General features: G+C 40.4%; 28 protein-coding genes. 13 read left to right on the top strand and 15 right to left on the bottom strand.

What is annotated here, in order from left to right; genetic code table 11:
• Window positions 1-24: 24 nt before the first annotated feature.
• The 7 genes from AC0IWZ_RS23315 to AC0IWZ_RS23345 all read right to left on the bottom strand — a co-directional run bounded on the left by AC0IWZ_RS23315 (window position 25) and on the right by AC0IWZ_RS23345 (window position 6,227).
• Window positions 25-399, bottom strand: a complete 375-nt coding sequence (locus AC0IWZ_RS23315; protein ID WP_471679244.1) for a hypothetical protein — start codon at window positions 397-399, stop codon at window positions 25-27.
• A gap of 13 nt (window positions 400-412) precedes the next feature.
• On the bottom strand, window positions 413-988 hold the full coding sequence (locus AC0IWZ_RS23320) for a type IV secretion protein DotIE (protein ID WP_471679245.1): 576 nt from the start codon (window positions 986-988) through the stop codon (window positions 413-415).
• A gap of 59 nt (window positions 989-1,047) precedes the next feature.
• Window positions 1,048-1,608, bottom strand: coding sequence for a hypothetical protein (locus AC0IWZ_RS23325; RefSeq protein ID WP_471679246.1), 561 nt, complete (start codon window positions 1,606-1,608; stop codon window positions 1,048-1,050).
• A gap of 14 nt (window positions 1,609-1,622) precedes the next feature.
• Entirely contained in the window at window positions 1,623-3,026 is a 1,404-nt protein-coding gene (locus tag AC0IWZ_RS23330; protein ID WP_471679247.1) for a DotG/IcmE/VirB10 family type IV secretion system protein, read from the bottom strand.
• 10 nt (window positions 3,027-3,036) lie between these two features.
• Window positions 3,037-4,065 (bottom strand): DotH/IcmK family type IV secretion protein, encoded by a 1,029-nt coding sequence (locus tag AC0IWZ_RS23335; protein WP_471679248.1) that lies wholly within the window; start codon window positions 4,063-4,065, stop codon window positions 3,037-3,039.
• 1 nt (window position 4,066) lies between these two features.
• Window positions 4,067-4,816 (bottom strand): DotI/IcmL family type IV secretion protein, encoded by a 750-nt coding sequence (locus AC0IWZ_RS23340; protein WP_471679249.1) that lies wholly within the window; start codon window positions 4,814-4,816, stop codon window positions 4,067-4,069.
• 301 nt (window positions 4,817-5,117) lie between these two features.
• On the bottom strand, window positions 5,118-6,227 hold the full coding sequence (locus AC0IWZ_RS23345; protein ID WP_471679251.1) for a site-specific integrase: 1,110 nt from the start codon (window positions 6,225-6,227) through the stop codon (window positions 5,118-5,120).
• A 644-nt stretch (window positions 6,228-6,871) separates the two neighbouring features.
• Between AC0IWZ_RS23345 and AC0IWZ_RS23350 the strand changes: the two genes are divergently transcribed.
• From AC0IWZ_RS23350 to AC0IWZ_RS23360, 3 genes are read left to right on the top strand one after another with little or no spacing between them, the layout of a single operon-like run.
• Window positions 6,872-7,327, top strand: coding sequence for a DotD/TraH family lipoprotein (locus tag AC0IWZ_RS23350; RefSeq protein ID WP_471679252.1), 456 nt, complete (start codon window positions 6,872-6,874; stop codon window positions 7,325-7,327).
• Window positions 7,328-7,339: 12 nt separating this feature from the next.
• The gene (locus AC0IWZ_RS23355) at window positions 7,340-8,182 is read left to right on the top strand and encodes a type IV secretory system conjugative DNA transfer family protein (protein ID WP_471679254.1); all 843 of its coding nucleotides are present in this window, start codon (window positions 7,340-7,342) and stop codon (window positions 8,180-8,182) included.
• A 1-nt stretch (window position 8,183) separates the two neighbouring features.
• Window positions 8,184-9,341 (top strand): ATPase, T2SS/T4P/T4SS family, encoded by a 1,158-nt coding sequence (locus AC0IWZ_RS23360; RefSeq protein WP_471679255.1) that lies wholly within the window; start codon window positions 8,184-8,186, stop codon window positions 9,339-9,341.
• Between the two features lie 498 nt (window positions 9,342-9,839).
• Here the strand turns inward: AC0IWZ_RS23360 and AC0IWZ_RS23365 are convergent, their stop codons facing one another.
• Window positions 9,840-10,073, bottom strand: coding sequence for a hypothetical protein (locus AC0IWZ_RS23365; protein WP_471680544.1), 234 nt, complete (start codon window positions 10,071-10,073; stop codon window positions 9,840-9,842).
• Window positions 10,074-10,523: 450 nt separating this feature from the next.
• Here AC0IWZ_RS23365 and parM point away from each other — a divergent pair, with 450 nt between their 5' ends.
• The 7 genes from parM to AC0IWZ_RS23400 all read left to right on the top strand — a co-directional run bounded on the left by parM (window position 10,524) and on the right by AC0IWZ_RS23400 (window position 17,248).
• Window positions 10,524-11,543, top strand: a complete 1,020-nt coding sequence (parM, locus tag AC0IWZ_RS23370; protein ID WP_471679257.1) for a plasmid segregation protein ParM domain-containing protein — start codon at window positions 10,524-10,526, stop codon at window positions 11,541-11,543.
• 174 nt (window positions 11,544-11,717) lie between these two features.
• Entirely contained in the window at window positions 11,718-12,269 is a 552-nt protein-coding gene (locus tag AC0IWZ_RS23375) for a MarR family transcriptional regulator (RefSeq protein ID WP_471679258.1), read from the top strand.
• A gap of 89 nt (window positions 12,270-12,358) precedes the next feature.
• Window positions 12,359-13,615: a secretion/conjugation apparatus DotM-related subunit gene (locus tag AC0IWZ_RS23380; RefSeq protein WP_471679259.1), complete on the top strand. Its 1,257-nt coding sequence runs from the start codon at window positions 12,359-12,361 to the stop codon at window positions 13,613-13,615.
• Between the two features lie 12 nt (window positions 13,616-13,627).
• The gene (locus AC0IWZ_RS23385) at window positions 13,628-14,755 is read left to right on the top strand and encodes a DsbA family protein (protein ID WP_471679260.1); all 1,128 of its coding nucleotides are present in this window, start codon (window positions 13,628-13,630) and stop codon (window positions 14,753-14,755) included.
• A gap of 3 nt (window positions 14,756-14,758) precedes the next feature.
• The gene (locus AC0IWZ_RS23390) at window positions 14,759-15,838 is read left to right on the top strand and encodes a hypothetical protein (RefSeq protein WP_471679261.1); all 1,080 of its coding nucleotides are present in this window, start codon (window positions 14,759-14,761) and stop codon (window positions 15,836-15,838) included.
• Between the two features lie 24 nt (window positions 15,839-15,862).
• Entirely contained in the window at window positions 15,863-16,678 is an 816-nt protein-coding gene (locus AC0IWZ_RS23395; RefSeq protein WP_471679262.1) for a hypothetical protein, read from the top strand.
• 3 nt (window positions 16,679-16,681) lie between these two features.
• The gene (locus AC0IWZ_RS23400) at window positions 16,682-17,248 is read left to right on the top strand and encodes a hypothetical protein (RefSeq protein WP_471679263.1); all 567 of its coding nucleotides are present in this window, start codon (window positions 16,682-16,684) and stop codon (window positions 17,246-17,248) included.
• Between the two features lie 29 nt (window positions 17,249-17,277).
• Here the strand turns inward: AC0IWZ_RS23400 and AC0IWZ_RS23405 are convergent, their stop codons facing one another.
• Entirely contained in the window at window positions 17,278-17,655 is a 378-nt protein-coding gene (locus AC0IWZ_RS23405; protein WP_471679264.1) for a hypothetical protein, read from the bottom strand.
• A gap of 21 nt (window positions 17,656-17,676) precedes the next feature.
• Window positions 17,677-18,231 carry a hypothetical protein gene (locus AC0IWZ_RS23410; RefSeq protein ID WP_471679265.1) on the bottom strand — a complete coding sequence of 185 codons (555 nt, stop codon included), beginning with the start codon at window positions 18,229-18,231 and terminating at the stop codon, window positions 17,677-17,679.
• Between the two features lie 129 nt (window positions 18,232-18,360).
• Between AC0IWZ_RS23410 and AC0IWZ_RS23415 the strand changes: the two genes are divergently transcribed.
• A complete protein-coding gene (locus tag AC0IWZ_RS23415) occupies window positions 18,361-20,694 on the top strand; it encodes a DotA/TraY family protein (protein ID WP_471679266.1) in 2,334 nt (777 codons plus the stop codon).
• Between the two features lie 21 nt (window positions 20,695-20,715).
• On the opposite strand, the gene AC0IWZ_RS23420 is transcribed toward AC0IWZ_RS23415, so the two are convergent.
• Complete coding sequence (locus tag AC0IWZ_RS23420) at window positions 20,716-21,141, bottom strand: hypothetical protein (RefSeq protein WP_471679267.1); 426 nt, start codon at window positions 21,139-21,141, stop codon at window positions 20,716-20,718.
• A gap of 101 nt (window positions 21,142-21,242) precedes the next feature.
• The gene (locus AC0IWZ_RS23425) at window positions 21,243-21,875 is read right to left on the bottom strand and encodes a hypothetical protein (protein ID WP_471679268.1); all 633 of its coding nucleotides are present in this window, start codon (window positions 21,873-21,875) and stop codon (window positions 21,243-21,245) included.
• A gap of 668 nt (window positions 21,876-22,543) precedes the next feature.
• Here AC0IWZ_RS23425 and AC0IWZ_RS23430 point away from each other — a divergent pair.
• Window positions 22,544-23,728: a hypothetical protein gene (locus AC0IWZ_RS23430; protein ID WP_471679269.1), complete on the top strand. Its 1,185-nt coding sequence runs from the start codon at window positions 22,544-22,546 to the stop codon at window positions 23,726-23,728.
• Between the two features lie 87 nt (window positions 23,729-23,815).
• On the opposite strand, the gene AC0IWZ_RS23435 is transcribed toward AC0IWZ_RS23430, so the two are convergent.
• The 3 genes from AC0IWZ_RS23435 to AC0IWZ_RS23445 form a co-directional block, all read right to left on the bottom strand.
• Entirely contained in the window at window positions 23,816-24,940 is a 1,125-nt protein-coding gene (locus tag AC0IWZ_RS23435) for a tyrosine-type recombinase/integrase (protein ID WP_471679270.1), read from the bottom strand.
• A 155-nt stretch (window positions 24,941-25,095) separates the two neighbouring features.
• Window positions 25,096-25,683 (bottom strand): hypothetical protein, encoded by a 588-nt coding sequence (locus AC0IWZ_RS23440; RefSeq protein ID WP_471679271.1) that lies wholly within the window; start codon window positions 25,681-25,683, stop codon window positions 25,096-25,098.
• A gap of 151 nt (window positions 25,684-25,834) precedes the next feature.
• Entirely contained in the window at window positions 25,835-26,245 is a 411-nt protein-coding gene (locus AC0IWZ_RS23445) for an H-NS family histone-like protein (RefSeq protein ID WP_471679272.1), read from the bottom strand.
• Between the two features lie 217 nt (window positions 26,246-26,462).
• Between AC0IWZ_RS23445 and hha the strand changes: the two genes are divergently transcribed.
• The gene (gene hha, locus AC0IWZ_RS23450) at window positions 26,463-26,666 is read left to right on the top strand and encodes a hemolysin expression modulator Hha (RefSeq protein WP_471679273.1); all 204 of its coding nucleotides are present in this window, start codon (window positions 26,463-26,465) and stop codon (window positions 26,664-26,666) included.
• The last annotated feature ends 77 nt before the right edge of the window (window positions 26,667-26,743 follow it).

A 26,743-nucleotide genomic window follows, 5' to 3' on the forward strand; every position in this document is an offset into this window, starting at 1 on the left:
GGGGGAATCCCCCTCTTTTTTAGACTAGTTAAAAAACGTACCTTTAACAGCAAAGGTAAGTACACCCACTGCCGTCATAAAGCCACCGATTACCAGTCCAAAAATTGGGCCGCCATATCCTTCACGACTACCCTCCTCACCGGCTTTTTTCAATTTATAGAGACTGGCACCACAGATAATGATGCCCGTTGCAGTACAGCCAGCCAAAAACAGTGTCATGCCCCAACCAAATGAGTCATTCGCATTTTCAGCTATATCTTCCAGTGTTTTCCCACCGGACAAGTCGTCGGTTAAATCGAGTTTATCCAGAGCAAAAGTGGATGTAGAAATAAGGCTTACCGCCACGGCGTAAATTTTATACTGAACTGCTAAAATAACATTCTTGAATCGTGTAAACATAACTTCTCCATTTTTATCCAAAGGGGGTTAACTTAGTAATGATGTCAAAACCCAGGGTGTTGTTAATGATGTCTGCTGTCCATTTAAAGTTCCATGCAAGAATGCCACCTATGAACCAAGTAGCAATAATTCCAAAACCATTTCCATTAGTATCTCCATTTGCCCTTGCTATTAATGCCATGAAGCCACGATATATTGCTGTGAAGCCTATCGCCTGCATTATGGACAGAAGCCCCATTGTTGCTATCATTGCATTGTCTGACATACTGGTGCCAGAGGATGAATATGACAACATCCTTGAATTAACATAGTCTCCTGTTAAAGTTCGACTGATAATGCCAACAAGTTGTAAAGTACCTAATGCAACTAAAAAAGCACCGATGACAAGCTTTGCCATTCCTCCAACAATAGAAGGACGAGTGTTTTGTGTAAACATCTTACCGGTGTTTTCGTTGCTGCATAAATAAAAATCAATGAGAGCACTTGCAACAGTAATAAATCCGATACAAGTTACAACGCCCTGCATTATCATAATAAACAACGGCGCTACTTTTGAAGCACTAATTAAGACTTGCATTAAATCAGGCATGATAATGGCTCATAAGTATTTTAATACAAAGTGTAAAACATTAAAAATATTTAAATGCTTTATTTGCTTGGGGATTCAATCCAGACAACATTTCCAACTTCTGCGAGAACTTTACCTTTTTTCGGTTTGGGATTCTGTTTTTGTGCCGGTTCCTGATAAGGCATTTTATCCAAACGAACAATACTAATCTGTTGTTTATCAATAATGGTTTTACTTATAATTTTTTCTGATGCCGTTAAACGGCTATCCATTTCTTTGATTTTTTGCTGCAAAACATTAAAGTTGGCATCAACTTTTTTACTAAAATCCGCCATGTTTTTCTTCAATAAATCATTTTCAGAATTACTCTTTACTAATTCATTCTCACGGTTACGTAATTGAACTTGTAAAACATCATTGATGGCGTTGGCTTTATTGTAGCTATCCTTATTTGCTTCTGCGGATTTTGCAGCACTAACAGCAGGCTTCGATGCTACAGTTTGATGTTTAGATTTAGCCATAAAAATTGCAACTAACAATATGACTATTAACAATACGAATATGACCATCCCGAAAATGGTGATGTTGAATACTTTGTTTTTTGTCGGAAAAGTTTTAAAAAAACCTTTAAATGATTTCATATACAAAACCCCGGTTAATTTGTCGTTGCATCATCTTTAAAGTAAAGAGCAAATCCTTTTTGTGGTTCTGTCCCATAGGTTGGAGGACGATTAAACCCTTTCATGATTTCACTAGAGGCATTTGAACCAAGCGTACCGACCATGTTTGCAACAATTTCTTTATTTGAAGGTTCAGATTTTGTCTGAACTGTACTGTCGCCGTTGTTTGAAGTGGTGCCAATGTTTTGATAAGCCTGACCGTACCCTGTCAAAAGTGATGAAACCGCGAGTGAACCCCAACGCTCAACAATGTGGTTATCCTTTGTATCTGCGATTCCCTGCCCCAAATCCTCTAAACGCAGTGCCACAGCATTGATCTGCATTTTAGGACGAGCATCTCTCGGAGAAAGCACATTGAAAATTAAATTTACGTTGTCCTGCATTTTCTGAACTTTACCTATCAGGGCAGAACCGTCCCATTCTCCCCCCATAACGGTGGCAAACACATCGTCACCCTCATCTGTGTTCACTGCGCCGTCAGTCTGTGCATATATAATTGCACCGGCTTTTATTAGCACCATTGATTTTTTCGATGTTACAGAGGTTTGTTGAGTTGTCCCATTAATCGTCACCGGCAATCCAGTATTTGCATTCTGACCCAATGAAACCTGTGATACCGGAGCGGTATTACTAAACGATATTTGGCTGTAACCGCCTGTAGTAGATTTGTTGTCTCCATCCCCTAAGAAATTTTTTATTTGATTCACACTATTTTCCCGAAGTTTCGCTACATACGCGTCTCGTTTCTTTATCTCGTCAGCATAGTTTTTACGCAGTTCTTTCAATTGTTCGTCTGTTAATTGATTTCGGCTTCCGTTTGTTACCGGTTTATCATCTGCAGGCGCTTTGCCATAAGTTTCCTTACCCGTAGATTTATTTTCTTGCGTATTCTGCTCATCGCTGTTTTCAGTTTTGCCTGAATTAATAGCTTGTTTATTGTCATCAGTAACATTTGTATCAAGAGGAGGCATATACGAACCACCCTGGTTTCGTGCCTTATTTGCATCAACAGAGTTTGCATCGTTACGTCGCTGATGTTCGTCGGAACTGACCTTACCGTTGAGAGGTATTTGTTTTGGCGCGTTTGCTGCATCAACTTTTGAATCGATATCGCTCTTTTTTTCAGAAAAGTGGACACTTCGAATAACAAAAACCACGACTAAAAAAAACAAAGCAATAAACAACACCAAAACGACTCTACCAGGACCCGAACCCAGGTGTCGTTTTACATTCTCAATAGCCTTACCAGATACAGTTTGCTTCCGTTGCGTGCTGTCTGAATCAACTCGTTGCGTAGATGCCTGATTCTCTGAAATATCAACCGGTGCATTTGGATCATCAGTTTCTAAGTTAGATGGCAGATTTTTATCGTCAATCATTGGTTCTCACCTATTGTTCAATATATGCCGTAACAGCCTGACCGCCTGACGTAAACGTCACGCTATTGAATACTTCATCGAAGCGATAAATCGACATACCGGTCGTACTTCGTGCTGAATTCGTGTACGCCGGATACAGTGCTTCTGCATTAGCGCGTACATATAGTCGATCCTGATACAACCAGGCTTCTATCTGCTCTGCGCCGGTTACATGGAGTTTTTTGGCCGAACCCGGAGGAACCCCATCGAGAAACTGTGCCAATGCATTATCCAGTGTGGGCATACCTGATACTGAAACCTGAGCTGATGAATCCGGGTTATCGCCACCAATTTTTGCATCGAGTCGCATATCGACTTCTTTTTGACCACTGGTGAGAATGAAAATAACAGGAGTAGACAATCCTTTGAGAACAACTGAAATATTTCCATAAGCCACTGCAGTAACCGGCTCAATGGTCAGAACGTTCTGCTTAGAATCAGTACCACTACTTTCTTTCTTACTTTCACACTGTGAAATGGTAAACATGGAACAGTTGATTGAAACTTTGTCGATGTACCAGGGCTGGCCATTCATATCTGAAAAAACTAAAGAAGTAATCTGACCACGCGCAAGGCGAACGACCGGCGGTGAAACGCCAGCGTTAAGATTAACAATTAGAGAACGAGTAACAGGTACAGGAGGATCAACATAGGGTGTGGCTTTGTCCCGTTCAGCATCCAGTGAAAGCTGTTTTAACGTTTTACGCTGTTCTGTCGTCAGTTGGCTCCGTTTCGCATCCGACATAACTTCTGCATTCACATCTTCTGGAGATGGGTAAACAACCTGGGGTTGTTCATCCTGTATACCCAGATTGTTAGAAGGAGGACGATCAACAGGAGCATACTTCACATCCTTCTCTTCCTCTTTACTGGAAGCACCTGATGCATGTGATCCATCCACTACCTTTCCGCTTTCTGGAACTTCGGTTGTAGGTTTTTGGTTATCAGCGTGAACAGCCAGGCTAACTAAAAGAGATACGGCCAGAATAAATGCTTTCATCTTAGATCCTTGTGCTATCCAAAATGACGCTTTCAATACCGATAGGCAATTTCTTACCTTTAGATGGCGGTATTCTGACAACTCGTATTGACGCAATATAAGTTAACGTTGTGCGAGGCTTAGGCTCACCACCGGAGAAAAATTCAATACTGATTGGAACCTGAACAATCCACCAATCAAGGTTCTCAGAACGTTCCTCAACTTGCGGTGATTGAATGGTATTCACTCGCTGAATAAGTTTCCCTTTAATAACTCGTTCGAGGTTATTTGAAGCATCGAGTTGGTTAAAATAGGCTTTACGACCATCAGTAGTAAAATAATGGTTTGCGGCTGAGTTAATCTTTGAACGGTAGTTCACATAATCATAAGAATAAGAGCTGAGAACCCCCTCTTTTGCAAAGTCCATTACATCTTCATCAGAAATTGACAACTCATCTTTCGGATTAATTGTACATATTGCTGCATTATCACTGGTATTGACATATCGGTTTTTTGGAAAGAATAAAAAAGATATACAAAATACGGCAATGAATGAAATCGACAGAATAATGACAACAGACCAAACCTTGAGGTTCTTTCTTATCAGGTTAGCATTGTCAATTTGTAGCCGAGCGACTTCACGCAAAACAGAAGCGGAGGGATTATCACTACTGATATCATGCGCTAACTCTTCTAACTTTTGATTTTCTTGTTGATTCGTATTAGTTGTCTCCGAATCTTCGTTGAATTCATTTTCATTTTGAATTGACATGGATTACTTCTCCTGTCTTGCTGGAAAAAATACATAAATCAGTTGTGCCATCAAAAAAAATGACATTTTCAAAATTAGTAGTCAGTAATAAAACGGTGATTGTAATCATCAAAATGAATGTAAAAAGAATACAAATATTTTCACCCGTGTTACTCAATGATTTCAAAAAACGATTTAAACGTTTAATTGCCAGTGGATCAATCTCATCGACCCGATGACCCCATGAGCTTTTGCCATTTAAGAAATGGTTCATAAACCACCTATATTAAATATATGTATTATCTTGCAACTCTACATTAGATTAGGATTTATTCAATAATATTTCGGCAGTTCTAATAGCATAATTATCCGGTGTTGCCGAGGTGACTTTGTTAAGTTTATTTTGATAAATTAACTCAACTTTTTCAACCGAATCTTTCGAGGGAATTATTGAAAAAGAAGTTCTCCCGTCCCTTTTCTTACCGTAATGCTTTTTAGCAGTTTGAATACTTCCATGTCCGAATAATGCAGCTATTTGAATTGGCGTTAATCCATTTTTCTTCGCGTTACTAATACATTGATGTCGAGTGCTATAAATTGTTGGCCGTTGGTTCTTTGGTACATCCAGAGTCTCCATTGCCGCGTGAAGAGATTTCTGTAAAAGCTTAAAGTAATTATTAGCGGCTTTGATTCGGTCACGACCTGTTTTCCCTACAGTTGCTTTTGCCAGTAATGTTTGAAATCCAGTTATCCATGATAATTTTTCGTGACCGACATTGTACATGATGATTTGTCTATATTCACCAAAACTACGCCCATAGCTGTGCTTAGCATTTTTTACGCTCACAGAAAGTGTTGAGCTATCTGATTTACCGTTTGTATGCTCGTTAATATATCCTTGATCGAGGTAATTAAAGAAATTCATTTCCAACCATTCGATTGGTCTTAAACCTAGCTCATTATTTGCTTTTATAAATGTAAATGCTTCTCTTAATTTCCTAAAACGATTGTTTTCTGATGCCAGTCTTTCTATGGATGAAATTAGTTCCTCTGGAAAATGCTTGTATCGAAGACTTGATGTATTGACCGATCGTTTAGGTAGATTTGAAAATTTTAAGTTGGAAACACGTTCATAAAAATCAACATTGTTATCAATAGACTCATTGGAATCAATTAACCGACTCGACGCATCAGCAATAGCGTAAAGCAAAGCAGATTTATACGTTCTCGCCGTGGCCTGAACAATGCTCTTTTCAATGATTCGTTTTTCTAAGTCTTTAATTATTTCGGGGAGGGAAGTCCCAAAGTTGATACCACCTACGCGATTTAACAAGGTGCCAATCACTCGGAAATATTGTTGACGAGTAGATTGATTCAGATTTTCAATTTTTGAAATTGCTAACAACAGCGAACTTCTTTTAAATGAATCCATATTATTAACGCTCATATCTGGTTTGGTTACGGTTAATAAAAAAAACGGGGCGAACACGTCGCCAGATCGCGAACAGGTCGCCAGTGTGCAGCTCATGCTGCCATAACGCGTAAATGACGCCATTAAATGATTTATTTCTTGCGCACATTGCCCTTTGCTTTGATGCCAGTCCGACAACAAGTGTCCAAAAAGGGCTTAAATCTGGTTTCATGTGACGTTACTACCGCTCATGAAGTGTGTTTACAGTTTTTCTTCTGTTTGATAGCACGTTTAAAAACGATTTATGCACTGTAACCAGTTTTGTTTAACTCCGCTTACCGTGTGTTTAAACGACGTTTACTACGCTTTGAGGTTCGTTAATACCCGTTTACTATAGTGTTTACTGGATTTAAGCAGGTTACGTTAGATGATATATCTATATATAAAGTACGCAATCATTTTTTGAATTCAGCTATTTAAATCATTTTCTTTGGCTATCATTACGCGGTAGTAACTGTCACATGAATCGAAATTCTGGCATCACTAGTTTTTTTAAATTGTGCGCATTTTTTAAGTCAGAAAGAATAAAACATGTCTAGTATTTATTGTTATATTTCCCTGCTTGATTTATTATTTGTCATTATAAATAACCGTAAGAGGTTTCTATGAATTGTAAGGGCTTGAGTACCTCACTTGTAACCATACTTTTTTTGTCGGGTTGTGCGGATTCATATACAAAAAATAAATCTGATGGAAGTGGTTTTGCAGACCAGATAATTGCTCAGAGAGCAACTGAGGCCGCAAAGGTACAGGCTGAGTACGTTAGTTTAGTTAATAACGATAAAGCTGTACTAGGTAGAAGACAATCATCACTGAATTCAGACCTAGTTGATATTGATTACATTGGTACACCACAGGAACTGTTACAAACCTTCTCATACCGTTATGGCTACAGATATGTTGAAATTGGGAAGTATCGAAAGTTGAAAGTGGTTAATGTCAGGGTAAATAAAACAAGCCCAGAAAACATTCTACGTAATATCGGGTATCAAATCGATAATGCCGCAGATGTCACATTAGATCAGAAATCAAAAACAATTCGTCTCACCTACAAATCTTAAAGGGGTGTGATTATGTCCGATTTGCCACCGATGAATCTGGAACAAATACAGTCTGTGTACAGTTCTAGTGATGCTAAAAATGTAATCACAACACATTCTGAATCAGTTCAGAGTGCCGAGATAGGTGACGCTGTTGAGATAAATAAGCCAACCGGTTTAAAAAATAAAGCATTGTATGACAGCGCTTTCACCATTGGTGTAAAAGCCGGTATGGCAAATCAATTATGGAATATTGAAAAATCAATTAAAAAGCATGAGCGTGACTTAGATACTATCTATGATTTTAGTCACCTACTGATTCAGGACAGAGTAATTCCACCTGTTCTGTCCGAAGCCAAGGACATCTATACACAAAGCGATAACCTAACCCTCCGTTTATCTGGCTCAGAATATAAAATTGTGTCCCAGGCTAAATTCTCATCCGTACCTCCAAACTGGAGAGGTTATCTCACGTTTCCCAAAATTGATGTTAATGGCCAGCTTCTTAACACGATGCTTTATCCTAAAAGCTCCTCAGAAAAGGAAATATGGAAGATTGCAATCCAAAGTGGTTGGGAACAGGGAATAGAGCAAGCAAATGATATGTTGAAAAAAGGAATGGATAGACTCAATCGTGATTTTAAAGGAATGATCCTTTTTCATACTTTTGTCATCGAAAGGAAAATATCTATGCCGATAATTGCGCAGTCTAATATTGCTGTTACCAATAATGACGATACGATGGCTGTTGATGAGTCTCTACTCAGAATTACTCAACTCCCCTCTTTCAATGGAAAGATCTCAACCTGGCGAAGTGGATTTTCATCTACCCCTCGCCCCGTTATTACTCCGCAAAAACTCAAATTACAGGACTGACATGGAAAACGGACTCCCCAAAGCTGAAGTCATAGATACTTATCGCTACCCTTCTCGATTTGATAACTCCAGTCATCTTAAAGAACTCACACTGGAGTGTGTGCGACTTGGTGCCAGTGATATTTATCTACAACCAGGGGTTCCTGCTTGCGCTCGTATTAGCGGAAAATTACAGGCTTTAGGAAACAGAATATTATCTGCGTCAGAAATCGAGTTGCTCGCAAAATGGGCAACAGATAGGCAGAGTGCAGATACTGCTTATAAAGGCGGCACAGCTCTTAATGCTCGTTATCTGATAACTGACCCAACATTAACTACCGAGTTCGAAACAGTTCGTCGCTCATTCAGGGTGAACGTATCCCCTATCACCTACGATGGAAATATAACTGCTCAGATTGTTATGCGTTCAATACCACTTGAACCCTTTACGCTAAAACAAGCTGGATTAGATGAAGATATTGCACGGAAGATGTGTCCTCGGAATGGACTCGTTTTAATAGCAGGAGAAACCGGTTCGGGCAAAAGTACAACTTTCGGTTCAGTTGTCCGTTTTATTTGTGAAAATGATACCCCGATTAAGGGAAATATTATCACCGTCGAAGAACCGATAGAATTCACGTATGAAAGGATTAAAAGCATTCATTCAATAGTTGCACAAAGCCAGATACCTGAAAATTTCAAGGACTTTGCTGCCGCTAACGCAGAAGCTATGCGTCGCAAACCCAACTTGCTCGTCTATGGTGAAATGCGGGACAAAGAATCTATTACTGCAGGTATTGAGGCCAGCATGACGGGACATCCAGTTTTCGCTACCGTTCATGCGTCAGATGTTGCTGCTGTCATCAAGCGACTCATATCCAGGTATCCTGAAGAACAACGCGCAACAGCCATTTACGACATCATTGATAACCTGCGCTTTATCATGGCACAAACTTTAGTACCGTCAGTTACCGGTGGTTTGATACCGGCGCGTTCCTGGCTCGAATTTACACTAGACATTCGCGAATCACTGTCTTCCATGACTAACATGGCTGCTGTGACATCTAAAGTGCGTACTATCGTCAATACGGATGGTCACTCCTATAGTGCAGAAGCACAGCGATTGTTGGAAGCTGGCTTGATTGATAAATCTGGCTTCAATCATCTATCCCACCTGTAGCCCCTACCCTTTCCCAGAAATGGACGGCAATGTTCATTTCTGAACCTCACGTTCACGTTCACGTTCATGTTGGTGTAGTGCGGTGTAGTCTGGTGTAGCTTGGTGTATGGTGGTGTGGTTGAAGTAAAACACCTGAATACCATGATGTAATGGTGTTCAGGTGTTTTGTTTTACTTTTATCTGAGTTCTGATCCTATCATCCGCAATATAGATGTGTATCTACACTGAGGTGTATTGGTGTTGCTACATTCTAATGATGAGATATTGCCATTTATAACCCTCTCTTAGTTACAACGTACATGTTTTCTTTATTTTCGCCCTCTCCAACAACTGTGGCAAAACTGGCCTGGCATGTAGGTGCGGCCAAAGGTAGAAAATCACAAAGCCGTTATGTACTTTTACACCTTGGTGTAAAGGTGTTGTGATGCTCATGTGTGAATGCTCGTTAGGGTAAGTGTGTTTATGTGTTTATGTGTCCTAGCGCATTAGTGTGTTGATTTAAATGTGTTGATGTGTGCTTGCCTTTATACACTGCTGTGCTGCTGTGCTGCTGTGCTGCTGTGCTGCTGTGCTGCTGTGCTGCTGTGCTGCTGTGCTGCTGTGCTGCTGTGCTGCTGTGCTGCTGTGCTGCTGTGCTGCTGTGCTGCTGTGCTGCTGTGCTGCTGTGCTGCTGTGCTGCTGTGCTGCTGTGCTGCTGTGCTGCTGTGCTGTTATGTGAGAAATGCGGAACACAAAACCACCAATACACCTATACACCAATACACTATTACATCGAAATATACAGGTGTAATGGTGTGGACATGCTAAAGCACCTTTGCTATATTTCATTTGCGGTGTAGCTCGGTGTAGCTCGGTGTAGTTTGGTGTGGCTCGGTGTAGCAAATCGCGTTTGTCATCCACAATGAGGAAATTGAGATGTCATCAAGCAAGGATCACTGGAGTCATGGGGCGAGGGGAGCTGAGTTTGTTTTAAAATTACCCGGCTTCTGTTTGCTGATTCCAATCGTCTTCTTTTTAAATCCAGGCTGGTACAACTTCATGTTTTGCCTGATATTTCTAATAGTGACGGCATACATTTATGTAATACGTAAAAGCACATATACAAATGCTTTCAGAGCAACAAAGGTATTTATTACCGGGCGTAGAAAAACAACTAACGGCAAAATGGAATAGGTAGAGAAAATGAAAAAAGAAATTAATTATGCTGGCGTCGATGATGGCTATTTCTCCGTTAAGGTTTATAACGGTTCTGAGTCGATAACTCTGCCGTCTCGGGCTGCGCGTGGGATCACGTTGGTAACTTTCGGTGATGAGACAGAAAGCGGTTTCGTTTTCACAACTGATACTGACAATCAGTTTACTGTAGATCCAAATGTCCCTGGGGCATTAGATACCCGGACATTGACAACTGAATACGCACTTTCGGAAGTCAATCAGGTTCTGGTTCACGCCGCTTTGCTTAAAGCTGGTATGGGTGGTAAGGAATGCCAGATCGTAACCGGCTTGCCTGTCAGTAATTACTATTTACCTACTACTGAAAAAAATGCTGCGTTGGTCGAAGCTAAAAAAATTAACATCGCAAAAGCTGTTCGTTGCGGCCTTGAGGGGAATGTTGCGGTTGCAAAAATCTCCAGAAATGAAGTGTGCTCAGAAGCGATAGCCGCATTTGTTGACCAGATCATGGATGATGAGGGAAATCCAACACCTCACGCAGACCAGTTAAAACAAGGGGTGACATGTGTCGTCGATATTGGTGGAAAAACAACAGACTGTGCAGTAATCATGCCTGGTATGCGTATTAATATGCAACGTTCTGGCTCGTCAGAAGTGGGGGTGCTTGACCTATATGATGATTTGAAGATGTCCCTATGCAATCGTTTTAATCTCGCATCTGGAAGTATTGCTAAGCGTCATATAGACAGCGCGATGGACACCGGCAAAATCAACATCTATCGAGAATCCCACGATGTTAGTGATTTGGTGGAAACCCACATCAAGGCATTGTTTGAGCGGATTCGTACAGTTATAAATGAACATGTGGGCGATGATGCTGATATCGATTCGCTTATCTTTGTAGGGGGGGGCGCTATCGTATTTAAAGTACAGATTCTGAACTCCTACAAGGGAGTGATCATTCCTGCTAACCCAGAATTCTCAAATGCTCGCGGAATGTACAAACTTATTCGGCACCTGGCAGGTTAACAATGTCTACAGTTCAGCGTGTACGCACAACTTTCAGACTGAACGGGCAGGACGATGAAATGGAGTTTTTAAGCTTCATTTCATCGAACCAATCAGGTGAGGGAAGGGCGAGACTGTTAAAACTACTTGTTTGTCTTGCCCTCAAAGCTAAAGAGCAACAACAAGGTGGTACTGATGGATGATGAACGCATTCAGCTTACTTTCGTTGCCGGGAACAAAATAGAATCTTCTGTCGTTGAACATCTGGATTCTTTACCTGGCAAGTTGAAAAGTATTGAGGCCAAACATCTTGCGCTCTCAGGATACCGAATGGTTGTTGCCCAGATGAACCAGGCTGGAGAAACAGACTTTGTAAAAGTTGCTTCTCAACTCGCTCGTCATTTTGGTATATCACAGGCTGAACTGTGTGAATACATGGGCATCCCCCTCAGCAACATAAGTTATGTTGTTGAAATAAAAGACAATATTAAAACCGGCGCTCCTACGCGAATTCTGAGCAAGGAAGAGGGGATTGATACAGAAGAATCGACACAGCAACGCCAGTTTAATGCTCAAACATTGAGCGAAAAACCGATTGAACATGCAAGCCCTGTTTCTACAGCTAATCCCGAATGTGAGCATATAAATGAAAATGATTTAAATGTGCAACAGAATGACAGTAAGGTAGAGAAAAATAATAAGGAAGATACTTTACGACAGGAATTATCAAAACTAGTACAGTGGTGAAACCCACAAATAAATAGCCAGCCCTAAAGAGCTGGCTTTTTTATTTGCTATGACTTATTTTATTAATAAATAAATATGTCGGGTGATATATGGAAAATAATAGTAAACCATCAATGTTAGATCCGTTCTTAATCATTTTTTTACTTATAAGTTTGGTTGCGGCAATTTCATTATTCTGGAGTTATGCACATACCTATATAGCAATTTTTTATGTTTATATAAGATATATAGAAGTGTTCCCATTATGGGTAATTGGTAAGTACATAGATGTTCCACTGTTTAATGAATCGTACCACTATATATATAATTTATGTAAACCTTCAAATTATTCAATCATTGGCCTGTGTACCCGTGACATGAGCACTATTTCAATTAAAGAAATGTCTGGGAGTTCATATGTTATTAATAGCATTCTTTCTGTGGTCGTATTGTATAAAACCTACAAACTGACTAAGACGATAAAGAAAAGACATCCCAAGCTGAATTTCAAACGTGAGCATAATATTAAATCATTTATGAATGATCAAAAGGTTAATCACCAACACCTTGAAATGTTCACTAGGATTGATTTGCTCGATAAGGATTTAAAAGACCCTGTATATGGTATGTCATTAACGATTAGGCAATTTTGCTATAAAAATAAATTAATTAAAGGTTGGCAGGAATGCGACGATAAATCATTTATTCCAGTTTTAGATATTGCACGGCTTGAAAATGTTTTGACTGCACAATTAGGTGAATTGTGGACAGGTAAAAAATTAAACGAATTAAGTGATTCTGAACTAATTCTAATGGCTATCGCTATTCCAAGAGTGGCTGCTACCGATACGAGCTTATCAGATGATGAATATCACCATGCCATGAACGAAAGCAAAAAAATAATGAAAAAAATGTGGAGTATTTTTGGTGCAACTTCCTTTGACAAAAATGATGGATTCATTAAGTTAGATTTAGATCTTACGAATGAAAAGCAGGTAATTATTGAGTATTATAAAAAAAGTGATAAAGTAAAACAAATATTCAATAAACACGCATATGTGCGAACTATTATCTACGGGCTTATTACTGAGGCGCGAAGATTAGGGGTGTTATCTGCCGCTGATATGGGCTGGATGCAGTTCTACGACCGCGAAATGTTTTATATTCTAAGTACGATTGGAAGGCAAACAAGTTTCCCTGAGTCCTGTGCTGTGTTAAGCCATTTTCTTTATGAAGTCAGGTTAGAAGAGGGATACCCGGAACCATTAATTAATAAAGCCACTGATGGGGTAAAACATGTAATGAGTGAAGTTTATAAATTCACGAAAGAAGATGTAAAAAACTATAATCATTCAAACCCAATATAATAAGGAATAAAAATGAAAGTGTGGAGTCTATTACCTGTATTTCTATTTGCGACTGTAAGTGTAGCCACAGCAAACCCTGGAGCCGCATCACTTTTGCTAAATGGTGAACTGGATTCTAATGAAGCTGTACAAGGCCAACCGCAACAAGCGCCATTACCAGAAAATAACTCTAAAACGAATCAAGTTATGGAAGAGGCGTCTGCACTGAGTGAAACAAAAAATTCTGCTGATGAAAGCACAGCGAATACTCTTATTAGAAATAAATTAATGTCACTTGGTGAGTATGTAACTGAAAACAATACAGACATTCCTAATGTCAAATCATGGGTATTAAAAAGCGGTCAGACTCAAACAACGTTTTATAGCGTTAATGGAAGCCCTGTGCTGTTCAGTGGCAAAGCCTTTAATGCATCCAATGGTAAGCCTCTGGTTATCCAGGCGCAGGCTGCAAATAATGCCTCAGACGGTTTTAAGAAAGAGGCTGATTTGGCTACCCGTTCGAAAATTGATTCGCTAAGAAGCGTTACACCTTTCGCGTTGCAGGGAAACCCCACAGGTACTCTCCCGGAGGGATTTACTGTCCTGGACAAGCTGGCGTCGTATAGTGAAGGTAAAAATGCTGACCCTTTCAAAACGGTATATATATTCTTTGACCCAACATGCCCATGGTGCCACAAAGCTTACAAAGAAACGCGTAAATATGTAGAGAAAGGGTACAAAATCAAATGGATTCCGGTTGATTTTGTTGGCGGCAACAATAGCCGTGAATTAGCCGCCTTGTTGTTAACTTCAAGTAACCAGGCTGATGTTCAGAAAGTTAAAGAAACAACAAATATTGAGCTAAAGGCTTCTTCTGCGTTTGATAGCATCATGACGGCAGATAGTAGACAGCGAATTGAAGAGTTAGCCGGTGCTGCTATACAGGTCAATGATATTAATAAAAGTGTTGTTAAACTTGATGCCTATTATCAACAAATAAACGAGAGTAGTGAGTTTTTATTAGACCAGTTTAAAGCTCATCCTGAAATTGAAAAGAAGGGTGTTCCTGTCGCATTCGTTTATGACAACAGAATACAAAAACCAAAAATGGTGATGGGTATTTCAGAAGAAATTATTTTGAAAGACATTTACGGAGAGTAATAAATGAATTCTAAAATTATCAATCCTTTTGATATTTTTATTTCACCAATCGAAAATAAAGATACATGGTGCATTAAAATTAACCCTGGCCAATCAATGTTTAGTCAAAAACTTGATGGTAAAAATTTAGAAGTTGAACCATCTAAAATCTTTAGTGGTGACATCCGTTTTTATATAAACAAATGTCATTATGGATTAACCGCTGATTTGCCAACCTGGAGTTTTGATGTTGGCATGGCGTTCGAAAATTATGGTAAAAGGATGGTTTCAGTAAACAGTTTAGAGTTAGAGGTATATATAGGTAGCATATCCCAATTGCCTGAATCGGTTAACAGTGAAGAAGAATTAAAAATATTTTTAAATGAAATGCTTATGTTTGCATTGCATAAAGCAAAGTCGTCAGTAAAGAATGCGATTTTCCCTGATGTTGACTTTTTTGCGCCTGTGCAAATTACGAATACAGAATTACCAGCATATAAAACAGCATGTGAAGACGTTGTGCTCGAACATGCTGCTGATGATTTAAGAGATGTACAGAGCAAAGCCATTAACTCGGAATCAATAGAAATTAAAGATATTACTTCCGGGGGGGATAAATCTGAGGGAGTTAAATCGAAGAGTAAAACCCGACTATTAGCCTGGTTTGAAAAATTTCCATGGATTGATAATTGGGTAGTCGTCAGTGTTGTTGCAATTTGTATTGTCGCATCGATAACTTTCTTTGCTACACAAGCAACAAAGCACAATTACGATAATGACCGTTTAAATGAAACCGCTGTTCTGAATGACCAACAAGACTCTGGCTTGTCACAAAAAGCACTGACTCTGGGTGACAGGCTGGATATGAGTCGGATGGATTCTTTATCGCCACAGTCAGCATCGGAACAATCACTTGAAAGCTTCATTAAAGCAAGTACTCCAACAGTTGATGGCGGTTCGCTTGAGTCGCAAGTAACAAGTAGCGTTTTAAATGATAATCCTCAACCACAGTCAACAAGCCAGGTGGAACTGGTTAAAAGCACACTCAAAAGTATGGGTTATGATGTTTCGAATCAGGCCGATACAGGATGTTTTACCAATTAAAGGATATATATGAAGGAATGCGGCGTGTTGATCCAATTTAATAAATCAATTATGAGCAAGCTATTAAAATTTGCCAGCGCCGCTAATCATTTACATAAATCCAATCTGATTTATATAAATGATATTTATCCAGCTTTCACTGATTTATATTTGATACAAACGAAACCTATTTTATTGCTATCATATTTAGATTATTTCATTCAGAACCTACCTGTACCGGTAAATACATTTAATGTCATTGATAGTCTGGTTTTGTCTATTCAATACAATAACGTCCCTTGTTTCCTGAATCGTGGAAAGGTATTTGTATCGCCAGGAAATAAAGATATACCGTTGTCTGCTACCGCACTCCCTGATGACCTTAGTTATTTGTTTAAATATTTACGTGAAAGTATAGTTCGTCCTCCTGATAACTTAGCTACCGGTGAAGCTAATTTGTTAAATGCGGGATATAAAGCTGTCAAAAGCGCAAGCCAGATTCGGCTGGCTATAAATTATATTATGACCGCAGGTGGGGGAGGGTTACGCATCAGTAGAGCGGAAATCCAACAGAAATATGGGATCTCTGCAAGGGACTACACACGCCTACAAGGCATATTAAAAAATGTATTAAACAATGATTTAAGCAATGGCATCAGACAGGCAAATATCCAGTTTTCAAACACAGGATTAGCCCGAATTATTACCCCATCGTTCACGCTTTCTGAACAAAATCTGAGAAAGCTTGAGCGGTATGCAACCCGATTGAAAAAGACTCCTGATCAGACCCTAAACCGTCTGGTTCATGATTTCTTTACACTTCTCGATCAACAAAAGCGTCTCGATAACCTAAGAAGGTGAGCTATGAGCAAAGAGAAAAACCCTCTTGATAAAATCACAAAAGCGGATAAGGAAAGACTCACCAAAGCGACCTATATCCTGTCGTCTAGAGCGCGGTTCATGCAGTGGGCAACAAGTTTCCAGAAACATGAAATTGAGTCTCATCCCTGGGTTCGTGGTGTCAGACTACTATCATTCAGCCAGTCCAGTCGTTTTGCTATTGGGGTACACAATGGAGAGGCTTTCCTTGGTGTGCAAAAAACTGAAATAGCCTGGCTCCAGGATATGCCATTAGACCAGATCACAGTAGACGACATGCTGTACTTAACTGCTTCGTCTGTTGAGTGTATTGGTCAGCATATGCAGTCGTTTACAATCGGGATACGCACCACGAACCAGAGCATTATTGAGCAAATAAAGAGACTTGATTACATCCGATTTGTGGAGATAGAGATTTGCGAGGGAAGGGTGGCTAATGTGCGGGATGAATTTCGTGAACCTGTAATGCTATGTGCCTCGAGATTAAAAGATAGCCTTTCTGCGCTAATCAAAGAAACTCAGAAAAACAATAAATCAATTTCATTTCTGTAAGGCCAGCAACGCTGGCCATTCCCGTTGAATTAAAATGAAAAGTCGTTTGATACATCATCTTCTGGTGAGTCAGGACTGTTCCATTCATCATCGACAGGGTTGTAATCATTTGTAGCAGTGACGGTCTGTAGCCAGTCATTGTCCAGATTATTACCCTGAGCCGCTTCTGCCAGAACAAACTCTTTAGTAAGTAGGTTATTCATCAACATCTGATTCATTGCTGAGTCTGCGATGCGGTATTCTGAGAATAATGCCTGTCCCACTTCCGGTGGTAATAATGCATAAGCGGATTTCAGTTCGAGGCTGATATCTTCAAGGTCTAACTGTCGGCTTGTGAAGTGTGGCGTAATATTGTCACTGTTATCAATGACAGGGAGTACGCCTTGCAGGGATGAGGCTGGTATCATCGGCAGAACCTCCGTAATGGATTAAGCGTTAAAGTCGTTGGCCGCGTCAGTACTGTTACCAAGCCAGGTTTCCATGATTTCCATTTTAACCGACTGACAATAGTCCTGTTCGGCATCATCTAAGAGTTTTTTGGCCATTTCTGGCATATCTAAGAAGGCATAGTTCACCATGTCTTTCATGGTGTTCTCCATGCTATCCAGTACAGCCTTGTTACAAGTAGTCTGATTAATAGCAGTAAATCCATTTATAATTGACTGTTTTACCTCGTTTTTCGATAAATCATGATGCATTACGCCATCTTTGTTCAATATACAAACAGGTAGAATTTTATTAATGACATTAACCATTTCATTAAATGATTTATTCGTGGGTAGGTTAATCATGCCATGTTTATTTACTTCATTTTTTCCATGCTGTATCACTTTGCCCTGAATAAATTGCTTCTTTTCATCATGGCCACTGACAGCTTTTAAAAAATCCATGACAGATGGGCGTGAATTATTTTTATTCATTTGATTCAGGATACCATCAATGCCAAATACGACAATCGATAATTCTTTTGGTGTTGGCTGCATTGATAACTCCATTTTAGTTAAAATAATACGATGGTAAAAATTACACGCTAATTCTATAAATTACAAGTATACTCAAAGAGATCATTTATTCATTGAATATTATAAAATATTTTATAATGGGGTTTTCTTATGACTATGCCCTTTTCACCCTGCGACTCTGATGCTATCGGACAATGCCAGGATAAATCTGTCGATATATTAAGAACTATTTTCGGCCCGGTTATCGATAAATTAGTATCAGGCTCTGACCCTGGTACTGTTGAAGCAGCAAATAATATGCTTGCTTCGCTTTTCTCTGTATTTAACCTGGGCGTTTTTTTAGTTGTCTCCGGTATTATTGGCTACACCATTGTCATGGGGGTGGCCAACACGGCTAATGATGGCGAAGCATTAGGGAAAAACTGGTCAACAGTATGGACTCCTGTGCGCATGGTTTCATTCACGGGACTATTATTCCCAACAACAAGTGGTTACTCATCTATACAGTTTATTGTATTGATGATTACTTTATGGGGAGTTGGTTTTGCTAATTGGGCATACAGAGCGGGGGTAGAGGTCGGCGTAATTTCACCAAATGCCATTGTCAGCGGCGTATATAAAAATGGTGAATATTATGGTGTGCGAGAATTTGCTTCTAACTATCTGTCCAACTCTTATTGCAAACGTGTCGCAAATTCTGTTTATGCTACGAGTGACGGAAGCCCCGAAGTTAAGGCTGTCAAAGTCACAGAAAATACCAGCAGTGTGGAATATGAAGTTAAAGATTTGAATTCAACTACTGCGCTGGGCGGTGGTGCGCCAATTTGTGGTTCATTCAGCATTAATTTATATAAGGCTGGCACTTCAAATGACCAGGCAACCCAAATCCTGGAAAATCTTCATGCCTCGCTTCAACAGGTTAAAAGCCAAACTGCCACTCAATTAATGGATGACATAGACCAATGGGTTTCAACCTGGCCTGTTACTCTCTCGAGTAATGAATGGACATCAGTTGACTCGCAAAGATTCAATGACATTGTGGCAAAGGCAGAAAACCGAATCGTCAATGCTGCGACAAGTAATACTCAGAATCAAAATAGCAACCTCTCATCCATCATGGATAATTATGTCAAAGCCTTAACAGCAGAGGGATGGATCACTGCATCTGGGTGGTATCAGAAAACGGGTAAGGTCAGGCAATTGCTTTCAGAAGTTGTTTCTGCGCCGTTGGGTACGGTAAAACTGCCATCTTATTCAATGCTACCGGCAGATGACCGAACTACTCAACTCGTCAATGTGGTAACAACCATCACTGATAAAGTGCGGTCAGCCGCTGTTGTCAAAACAAATGGAACAAGTTCGGCTGCGGGGCTTTCTGCGCTAGGCTCATTGATACCAACCAATCCTGAGAATATTGATGTTACCGCGCTCCAGCAAAGCATTGACGATGCCACGTCTAAAACAATGGGTACGGTAATGCACACAGTCATTAATATGCTCCTTGAGACTGATGGAAACAGTCGAGACGGCACTTCACTGTGTGGGGCAGGTGGCGAAATGGGGGGATCGCTTAACCGCATGAAGTGTACCGGTGATTATCTGACTTTGGCTTATAACAGTGTCTGGGTTGCGGATAAATCATTAAAAACCAGCGTCGGTGTTCTGCGGGTAGTCGCTGGAACAGCTTCATCCGTCAAGGTTTTAGGCTCAGGGCTTGATGTAGATAAACCGGCAAATGCGATTTACGATATTGTGATTGATATCATTAGTCCGGTATTGGAAACGATCATGAGCCATATATTCCCTATTGCCATGATGTTTTCAGTCATCCTTCCTTCGGCACCTTACATGATATTTATCATCGTGGTTGTCGGCTGGTTTCTTGCTGTGCTTCAATCCGTCATCGCTGTTACGTTGTGGGCGTTAATGCACTCAACACCAGAACGTTCGTTTATAGGTGGGCAAACGCAAGGTTATCTTTTGCTACTGGCTCTGTTTGTGCGACCGGTACTGGCCATCATTGGATTGTTTGCCTCCTTCTTACTGGCAGATCCAATCATTGACTACATCACAAGCAGCTTCTTTGCTGTTTACAATACCGTTAACTCATCAACAGACAGGCTTGGCAGTGTTACCCAATTCTTCCAATTCATATGGTGGCTCTATGCCTATGCTGGCCTGTTAGTCCCCGTCATGTATATGATTTTTGGATTGCCTCAAGTGTTGCCAGACCACGTTTTGAAATGGATTAACATCGGTATCGGTGATCTGGGAGAAACGGGGGCTACAAGTAAAATTCAGCATAGCAATAACAGATTGCTACAGGAGCAGGGAGCCAGAGAAACGCAGCGCATACTTGGTAGCCATCAAGACAGGGAAGCTAAAAGGATCGATAACAGAGGAAGTAATCAAAGGAATAACAGTGGAGGTGATGCGAAGGTGATTACAGGGGATGCTCCGGTAAGACAACAAACAGAGTTATAATGAAGAATAGGGGCTTAGCCCCTATTTTTTTAGCATTTTACTCACAAATTGCAGCGTTTTACTGAAACGACTGAGAACTGTCATATCATGAAAATCAGTTTCGTATAAAGTCTTGAGCTGTAATGAACGCGCTTTGGTTTCTGCAAATTTTCTCGCAAAAACGTTTTTTACTTTGATTTCCTCAGCAACGCCAGTTGTCACGACTTCATCTAAGGTATCGCGGTTAACAGCTAACAACATCTGCGCCATATTGAGCTGGGCAGTCAAGGCACGGTTTTCCTGTTGTAGACGGTTAATCGTATCTTGTTGGTCGTCGAGTTGGGTGCTGGCATTATCAACAACGTCTTGCAGTTTACGCAGGTAGTTTTTTCCGGCGCGTTCTTCTGCCATACGTTTAGCGAAAGCATATTGGCTGGCGGCGAATTCTGGGGTGTTGAAGTCACTCATTTTTATTATCCTTATGCTTCGTTTGTCCGGTTGATGAATAGAGCTTATCCTCCCGCTGGAAAAAAAGCAAATAAAATTATTGAATATATTTTCTTTCTGTGCTAAGCGCCTGTTTGGGGCGCGTTCTTTTTCATTTCCCGCAAGGCTTCTTCAACAGGTAATGTATACATACTCAGGCGGTGTAATGCAGGTTCCGCAAAATCCCCGTTAAAGCTGGCCACACTTTCAATACTTTTTAATGCGAGCATAGGTAAGCACTGTCCCGGTACACTATCCACGTAAAACGCCTGGCACCAGTCTGGGAAGAGTAAATCCTGATCCCCGCATTCTTCTATATAGAAGGGCAGTAAATACGCCCCTGGTTTGTTACGCACTGTCTCGCTGTACAAAGAGTCGCTACACCAGTGCGCGATGTAAGGAAAGTCACCTGCATCAATATTAACCTTCAACACAACCTTATTATCACTTTGGTTGATAATAACGGATGAATACTTATTTCGGATGATCTCGTCTATAGAAATCATTTCACTGTCATGTATATCGGCACCCACTTCCAGATAGTAATTCAGTAATGAAATGGTTTCAAAAACTGCCGGTACATCACTCATGACGGCTTTTCCAGCATTACTCATAAGTCCGATCAGTCCTGCTGCTTCGCCATTTCCTTCACTGTCAAAGCGTTGAGTCAGAGAAGAATTGATAAGTTGAAGCAAACGCTCTTTGTTAATTTCCATATTTAATCCTTATAAAAGTAAGCAGTAAATGAATTTAAGAAAAATATTCAAATAGTGAGACTAAAGAAATATGTGACCTGTGTTTGATTCTAAGAAACAAACTGTAGCTGTTTTTCATCAATGCTTTGCCTCGCTATCCGGGCAAAGTTTGAAATCTCTGGCGTTTGTAAAAAACAATGATGCGTATTCTTTGCTCATTTTTTTAAATGAATTATTTTCACATTATCGTTCTTTCCCTACGTCAAGAATCCCTGTACATTTTCAATGTTAAATATAGTTCACACAGTGACTACCATTCTAACTGATTGATATATATGTATTTAATAAAATAGATACAATAAACATCTAAAGTAATTTCGGATTAGTCCGATAAACAGGTGCAACGATTTCATGCCGGACATAACCCTTGTTTTGTATGAAAAGCATACCATTTTTGCAAGGATTAAGGTATCGAATTTGAAAACGGTGTGATTTGTACATAACCAAAATTTGAAAACATTTGAAAACATGTGTTTTTATGATTTGAAAAAAACATGAAAAAACATTTTGAAAAACTAATTTATTTTGTTGACATCAATATAACGAAAATGAGTATAATGTGAACGCAATGTTGTGACGACATTCAATAAATCAATTATTACTTTGGCGAGTAAATAAGGATAGTAAGAATGAATAACGAATTGAGTACGCTTAATAAAATCTGTCAAACCCTCCCTTCCCTGGCGAAGGAAATCAAGTCAAAATTCCCTGATTTGGTTTCAAAAACTGATTTGGGAATCATGCTTTCTCCAACCCTCATTACTGTTGATCCCTCGTTCAATACCCGTCACGAGGGGTATGAAAGCCTTGATGAATACTTCTCAGTTCCTTCTCACCGTACCTATCTCGAAAAATTAAAAGCAGCATATCGTTCCGGTGAGCAACTCCCGCCACCGATTGTTGTCCAGGTTATAGATAATAAAATCATTTTACGTGATGGACATTGCCGATTCTTTGCCATTCTTGAACTGATTAAAGAAGGATTGAATCTGGCGCTCATTCGTGTTGATGAGTACAAGGGCGATGCTTCCCAATGTGACATGTTCATCCTGAAAACTCAGGCAGGAATTACATTAACCCCGTTTGCGGTAGGCGCTGTTTATAACCGTATGCTTAACCATGGCATGACACTTGATAAAATCGCTGCTGAATTTGGCTATACGAAAAACCAGGTCCAGAACATCCTGGACATGTACAACATGAACGCGCAGTTAAAAAAATATGTCCTGAGAAACATCGTCTCTGGCAGTATGATGCTGAAACTGGTTTACAACTCCGGCCTGAAAACTGATCAGGTGATTCAACTAATCGAGCAACAGTTAAAAACCAAAACGAAAAATCTGCTGGAAAAATTCGAAGCCAAAAAAGCAAAAGCGGCTAAACGTGGTGGTGAGGAATCATCGGAAAGTATTGAGGCCGATGATGAAACGCTGTTTGCACAGGTTATCGCTGAATCAGAAACAATGAACAATGGCTATAACAGTACATCCGGGCGTGGTTTCCTCAAGCCTGGTGATCTGAAAGCTAAGTCTTTGCCTAAAAAAATGGTTGAAGAACTTCATTCTCTGTTGAGTGATTTCGATGCATTGAATGATGCTTCGCGTATTATTGAAGAAGATGACAGTGAACTTGTTTTGATGAAAATCAGCAGACACGACCTCGATAAAATGCGCGAACTCCAGAAGCGAATTAATGAGCACGATGAAGCAAATTTACGTCGCATGGGTGCTCAGATTGAAGATGAAGACAGTGAATCTGCTAATGCCGATGATCTGGAGCATTCTGAAAATCAAACTGATGATCAAGCTGCCTAACACTAGGCAATAAAAAAGGGTAGCTGACTCGAACTCAGCTACCCTTTTTTATTACTACAACTATTACTTTGGCTTTCACAGCATGGCTCAAAATTCCCCGTTAAACAAGGCTGCAAGTTTTTCAGAATCTTTCTCCCGCTGGTCATCAGTCGTTCTTGCATAAATTCGGGTAGTTTTAGGATCGGCATGGCCAAGTTCATCCTGCAGGGTTAACAGACTACTGCCAGCCATAATACGGTGTGTCCCGTTCGTATGCCTCATCCAATGCACGGTCATTTTTTCAACCTGAACTTTCACCAAAGTGTCTTTACACTCCAACACTAAAGTGTCTACTGTCTCGCGCACCATACTTGATAGCTGTCGTGAAGACATCATTCCTTTACGTCCCTTCTGAATAGATCTGATCAGGGGTATCTCATCGCCAGGTGAAGGGTAGTCAGTATCAAAAAAGCAGGTATTGGCTCGGCGGTAATGCACTAACTCTTTCCTGAATGCAGAATTCAGCGTAACCCTGCGTTCTTTACGTCCCTTACCAACAACCCGTAAGCTCCAGCGACTATTCTTTATCTCAATGTCACCCATTAACGCGCTGGCCGCTTCATCGCAGCGTAGACCGGTATGGTAAAGCAGAGCGAATATCCAGCGAATGCGGCTCAACTTACGTTTGTCGTTATCCGTATCGGCACTTTGTTCCTTTTGAACTATGGTGCGCCAAAGCCAGCCCCATGCGTCCTGGTCCAGGTAGCGTTCCTGCGTGGTGAGTACAATATTTGCGGCGCGACCGGTAAGTTTAAAAACGTTTTTGAGAATATATGCATCCTCTCGAAGCCAAGAAAACAGGCGGCGTAACACGGTGGCTGAGTAGTTAATACTCTTCGGTGAAAGCCCCCCTGGCTGGAGCAGGCGAAAGTAATCGCCTGGTTCATTACCTGGTTTCACGTTTCCGATTAGCCATTCATCTGGAGGTTCTGCAAGAAACGACAAGTAGGCGGTAGCGTCTTCTTTAGTGAGTTGTTGAATGCTCAGACCGGCGTATTCCAGCCAGCGCAGAAAACGCTTAGTTTCTTTCACATAGGAACGCAGTGTTTCCGGTGATCCCATTCGATACGTATTCAGCCAGGCCGAAACGGCATCATAATCGGGAGACAAAGGGGTATCTGTAGCCGGGTGCAAATCACGGTGAGTAATAGCAGAAAGCATGTTAATCGACATGGTTTCACCTTCATTGAAACATGCCGCAATTATAACAGAAGCGTCTAAATTTCTGGTGACATCACAAAATTAAAAAGCTCAGCTTTCGCTGAGCCTGTTGATTCTGACCGGTTAAATGAACGTCCGTTTGAGATGTATCGTCTTCGAACACCTCATCACATCATAGCGGAGACACTCAACGGGGCATTAGATTGTTGCCAGATAGAATGATCAACATTGTAATCAGTATAAAAGTCCTGGGGCGGTTCATCATCCGTAATCGGTGCAAACAATAGGTGTGGGTAGGCGCTTAGCATTTCAAAATCATCACGCGAAACATTCACTGAACCTAAAAGCTGATAGCTGCGACCGTTAAATGAGAAATTGGCGATTTCAACATCGCTGGTCAAATCGAAGCATTTAATCAAAGCCTGACAAAACAGAACAGCAGTTGTTGGGGAAAACTGATTAATGCTGTTGCCGACATTATCCGCAAAAAAGGTTAGCAGCAGGCCATCACGGTTATCAGCAGAGACATACTTACCGATAAAATTAAACCGGGCAAAGAATCCCATGCCGGATGATTCGAAACCGGAAATGGTTTCCTGGAAAATAGTGCGATAGAGATGTGACTCACGGCCATTGATTTCAGACGCTAGGCCAACGTTATAAGAACAGCGCTTGATGAGGTTAAGCGCATACAGTGCAGAGCTGGCCTCAACATTTGAGCAAGGAATAAAAAACGTACTTGATGCTGTTCTCATAAAATCAACTCCGTGGGTGGGGTGTGATTTAATCATAGAGCATTGGTGTAAAGGTGTAAAGGTGTAAAGGTGTAAAGGTGTGATTGTGGGTGCGTATCAATCACACAAAAAAAGGGCAGCACAAGGCTACCCCATTTCCAGACAGGCTACATTAAGCCTTGATAGCAAAGTCTTCCAGGTTCTTACCACTTTCGAGAGCAGTTTTAATTGCAGAAGGTGTGCGCCCTTGGCCTGTCCAGGTTTTATGAGCACCATTTTCATCTGTATATTCGTACTTAGCCGGGCGAGGAGGGCGTTTAGCCGCAGATTTTGTGGCTCGTACATCGACAGAATTAAGCAGGTCGTTTGGATCGATGCCGTCTTCTTTCAACATTTCACGGTATTTTTCTAATTTTGCTTGCTTCTCAGCAACAACTGATGCCGCTTGCGCGTCTTCTTCGCGGCGTTCATTTAAAATAATACCTAACTTCTCATACATTTCTTCCAGGACTTCTAAATCAACTTCACGCGCCTGAACGCGCAAAGTACGAATGTTGTTTAACACTTTCAAGTTATCGCTCATTTGGCACCCTCTTTTATAAAAATGATATGGCTATTCTAATATAGAAAATCAGCTAATTGTGCAAGTTCTATCATTAAGAACCGGAATTAAGTTAAAAATTACTGTGGTAATTGCTTACAAAATCCACTATCAACGCAGTTGAGGCGTAATAGCCTGTGTTGATCAGCCTAAACAGTTACTGTAATCTGACAGGAAATACATATAAAGAGATTACAAAATGTCTAAATCAGAATGGCTCTTTAAATTACGGCGTTGTAGCCGCTTAGAAACACTAGAGCTTATTATTGAAAAAAACCGCAATACTCTCACAGGTAATGAACTGAGTTTCTTTCATTCGGCTGCAGACCATCGGCTGGCAGAACTAACCATGGGTAAATTGTACGATAAGATCCCAGCCTCAGTCTGGAAGCATGTTAGATAAACAAACAAATCGTGATAAAGCTCATCTATTGCACCTTTTCAAATGACCATTAAGCCTTTGGCTTCAAATTTGTTTTT

The organism is Buttiauxella sp. AC142 (assembly GCF_979253435.1).